Source organism: Pseudomonas antarctica (genome assembly GCF_900624995.1).
Classification (GTDB): Bacteria; Pseudomonadota; Gammaproteobacteria; order Pseudomonadales; family Pseudomonadaceae; genus Aquipseudomonas; species Aquipseudomonas antarctica.
Genome location: NZ_UYXQ01000213.1, coordinates 1 through 4,088, shown reverse-complemented (window position 1 = coordinate 4,088; position 4,088 = coordinate 1). Strand labels below are relative to the sequence as shown.

Annotated in this window: 3 protein-coding genes and 2 pseudogenes; all 5 read left to right on the top strand. The window is 60.3% G+C overall.

Going from position 1 to position 4,088, the window contains the following annotated elements; genetic code table 11:
- Positions 1-478, top strand: a pseudogene (locus tag E0F99_RS29225) (sugar ABC transporter substrate-binding protein); the annotation flags it as partial.
- A gap of 141 nt (positions 479-619) precedes the next feature.
- Positions 620-1,510 carry a carbohydrate ABC transporter permease gene (locus E0F99_RS29220; RefSeq protein ID WP_083358203.1) on the top strand — a complete coding sequence of 297 codons (891 nt, stop codon included), beginning with the start codon at positions 620-622 and terminating at the stop codon, positions 1,508-1,510.
- A 10-nt stretch (positions 1,511-1,520) separates the two neighbouring features.
- Positions 1,521-2,351 carry a carbohydrate ABC transporter permease gene (locus tag E0F99_RS29215; RefSeq protein WP_083358202.1) on the top strand — a complete coding sequence of 277 codons (831 nt, stop codon included), beginning with the start codon at positions 1,521-1,523 and terminating at the stop codon, positions 2,349-2,351.
- 39 nt (positions 2,352-2,390) lie between these two features.
- Entirely contained in the window at positions 2,391-3,494 is a 1,104-nt protein-coding gene (locus E0F99_RS29210) for an ABC transporter ATP-binding protein (RefSeq protein ID WP_083358201.1), read from the top strand.
- Between the two features lie 16 nt (positions 3,495-3,510).
- Positions 3,511-4,065: pseudogene (locus tag E0F99_RS29205) on the top strand (mannitol dehydrogenase family protein); the annotation flags it as partial.
- Between the last annotated feature and the right edge of the window lie 23 nt (positions 4,066-4,088).

The window sequence follows — 4,088 nt, the reverse complement described above, 5'->3', positions numbered from 1 at the left end:
CGACCATGTCGGCTTTAACTGTGGCCAGCACCGGAAGAACGCCAAAGGCACGTCGGGGCTTGACTCTCGGAGCCTGGCGATCCCGACCAGTTCCAAAGCCAAAGACGCCGCCAAGGTGTTCACCAGCTGGGCAACGTCCAAGGAATACAGCCAGCTCGTGGCTAAAACCGACGGTATTGCCAACGTACCACCTGGCACGCGCAAATCGACCTACAGCGACGAATACATGAAGGCCGCGCCGTTCGCCAAGGTGACGCTGGAGTCGCTGAAAGTCGCCGACCCGACCAAACCAACCCTCAAGCCGGTGCCGTATATCGGTATCCAGTTGGTGACCATTCCTGAGTTCCAGGCCATTGGTACTCAGGTCGGCAAGTTCTTCTCGGCCGCGCTGACCGGTCAGCAAACGGTGGATCAAGCCTTGACCGCCGCGCAGACCACCACCGAGCGTGAAATGAAGCGAGCGGGCTATCCCAAATAGTACGCAACCCCGTCATTAATGTGGGAGCGGGCTTGCTCGCGAATGCGCAGTGTCACTCGACACATGCAGCGAATGACAGACCGCATTCGCGAGCAAGCCCGCTCCCACAGTTCTGTATGCATCTGACTGGCCATGATCACCATGAATACACCCTCCAAAAACCGCCTGGCCAACCCCGGCTGGTTCCTCGTCAGCCCCTCGGTGGCCTTGCTGCTGCTGTGGATGATCGTGCCGCTGGGCATGACCGTGTACTTTTCGCTGATCCGCTACAACCTGCTCTACCCCGGCGAAAACCAATTCGTGGGGCTGGAGAACTTCACCTATTTCATTACCGATTCGGGCTTCCTGCCCGGCGCCACCAATACCCTCTTACTGGTCGGTAGCGTATTGCTGATCAGCGTGGTGTTCGGCGTACTGATCAGCGCTTTGCTGGAGGCCAGTGAGTTCTTCGGTCGCGGCGTGGTGCGGGTGTTGTTGATTTCGCCGTTCTTCATCATGCCCACCGTCGGTGCGCTGATCTGGAAGAACCTGATTTTCCACCCGGTGTCGGGGGTTCTCGCCGCCGTGTGGAAGCTGTTCGGCGCCGAGCCAGTGGACTGGCTGGCGCATTACCCGCTGCTGTCGATCATCATCATTGTGTCGTGGCAATGGCTGCCCTTCGCCATCTTGCTGCTGATGACTGCCATGCAGTCCCTTGACCAGGAACAAAAAGAAGCCGCACGCCTGGACGGCGCCGGCGCCATCGCGATCTTCTGGCACCTGACCTTGCCCCACCTGGCCCGTCCGATAGCCGTGGTGGTGATGATCGAAACCATCTTCCTGCTCTCGGTGTTCGCCGAAATCTTCACCACCACCAACGGGGGCCCGGGCTACGCCTCGACCAACCTCGCCTACCTGATCTACAACCAGGCGCTGGTGCAGTTCGACGTAGGGATGGCTTCGGCCGGCGGCTTGATTGCCGTGGTCATCGCCAATATCGCGGCGATCATCCTGGTGCGGATGATCGGCAAAAACCTGACTGACAAGCCTTGAGGGCCGCGCCATGACGCTTCAACAATCTCGCCGCCTGCAAAGCCTGTTGCTCGGCACGTTGGCCTGGGCCATCGCGATCCTGATTTTCTTCCCAATTTTTTGGATGGTGCTGACCAGCTTCAAAACCGAAATCGACGCGTTCGCCACGCCGCCGCAGTTCATCTTCACGCCGACGCTGGAGAACTACCTGCACATCAACGAGCGCAGCAACTACTTCGCCTACGCCTGGAACTCGGTGGTGATTTCGTTCAGCGCCACCGCCCTGTGCCTACTGATCTCGGTGCCCGCCGCCTACTCCATGGCGTTCTACGAAACCAAACGCACCAAGGGCACGCTGCTGTGGATGCTGTCGACCAAGATGCTGCCACCTGTGGGCGTGCTGATGCCGATCTACCTGCTGGCCAAGAGTTTTGGCCTGCTCGATACGCGCATTGCGCTGATCATCATCTACACGTTGATCAACCTGCCGATTGTGGTGTGGATGGTTTACACCTACTTCAAAGACATCCCCAAGGACATCCTCGAAGCCGCCCGCCTGGATGGCGCCACGCTGTGGCAGGAAATGGTCCGGGTTCTGCTGCCAATTGCCAAGGGCGGCCTGGCCTCCACGGTGTTGTTGTCGCTGATCCTGTGCTGGAACGAGGCGTTCTGGTCGTTGAACCTGACCTCCTCAAGTGCCGCGCCGCTGACAGCGCTGATCGCCTCCTACTCCAGTCCCGAAGGGTTGTTCTGGGCCAAATTGTCGGCCGTCTCGACCCTGGCCTGCGCGCCGATCCTGATTTTTGGCTGGATCTGCCAGAAACAGTTGGTGCGCGGTTTGTCCTTCGGCGCCGTGAAATAACGGCCTTTCAATAAAAATTTCGACCTGGAGGCCCATCCCATGGCCAACTTGAAAATCAAGAACCTGCAAAAAGGCTTCGAAGGCTTCTCCATCATCAAGGGCATTGACCTGGAAGTGAATGACAAGGAATTCGTGGTCTTCGTCGGCCCATCGGGCTGCGGTAAATCCACCCTGCTGCGCCTGATCGCCGGCCTGGAAGAAGTCAGCGAAGGCACCATCGAACTCGATGGCCGCGACATCACCGAAGTCACCCCAGCCAAGCGTGACCTGGCGATGGTGTTCCAGACCTATGCGCTGTACCCGCACATGAGCGTGCGCAAGAACATGTCGTTTGCCCTGGACCTGGCCGGCGTCGATAAGAAGCTGGTGCAAAGCAAAGTCAGTGAAGCGGCGCGCATTCTCGAACTCGGCCCGTTGCTGGAGCGCAAGCCTAAGCAACTGTCCGGTGGCCAGCGTCAGCGAGTGGCCATCGGCCGCGCGATTGTGCGCAACCCGAAGATATTCCTGTTCGACGAGCCGCTGTCCAACCTCGACGCTGCCCTGCGCGTGCAGATGCGCCTGGAACTGGCGCGCCTGCATAAAGAGCTGCAAGCGACCATGATCTACGTGACCCACGACCAGGTTGAAGCGATGACCCTGGCCGACAAAGTGGTGGTACTCAATAGCGGCCGCATCGAACAGGTCGGCTCGCCACTGGCGCTGTACCACCAACCGGCCAACCTGTTTGTGGCAGGCTTCCTGGGCACGCCGAAAATGGGCTTCCTCAAGGGCAAAGTCACCCGCGTCGAAGGCCAAGGCTGCGAAGTGCAGTTGGACGCGGGCACCTTGATCAGCCTGCCGCTCAGCGGCGCCACCTTGAGCCTGGGCAGCGCGGTGACCTTGGGCATTCGCCCAGAGCATCTGGAAATCGCATCGCCCGGCCAAACCACCTTGACCGTCACCGCCGACGTCGGCGAACGCCTGGGCAGCGACACCTTCTGCCACGTCATCACCGCCAACGGCGAACCGCTGACCCTGCGGATTCGCGGCGACATGGCCAGCCAGTACGGCGAAACCCTGCAGCTGCACCTGGACCCGGCGCACTGCCATCTGTTCGACACCGACGGCGTGGCCGTGGCCCGACCACTGCACGCTGCCGCCTGATTTCGCGAGATTTGTGATGAAACTGAATAAACAGAACCTCACCCAACTGGCGCCGGAAGTGAAAATCCCGGCCTACGCCATTACCCGCACCACGCAAGGTATCGCGCATATCGGCGTCGGCGGCTTCCACCGCGCGCATCAGGCGTATTACACCGATGCGCTGATGAACACCGGTGAGGGCCTCGACTGGAGCATTTGCGGCGTCGGCTTGCGCAGCGAAGACCGCAAAGCCCGCGACGACCTGGCCGGCCAGGATTACCTGTTCACACTCTATGAACTGGGTGACACCGACGACACCGAAGTGCGCGTGATCGGCTCGATCAGCGACATGCTGCTGGCCGAAGACGGCGCCCAGGCGCTGATCGACAAACTGGCCAGCCCACAGATTCGTATCGTCTCGCTGACCATCACCGAAGGCGGCTACTGCATCGACGACAGCAATGGCGAGTTCATGGCCCACCTGCCGCAGATCCAGCATGACCTGACGCACCCCACGTCGCCGAAAACCGTGTTCGGTTTTATCTGCGCCGCGCTGACGCAACGCCGTGCGGCCGGTGTTGCCGCGTTTTCCTGAGGATGGACGGCGGTCGTGTG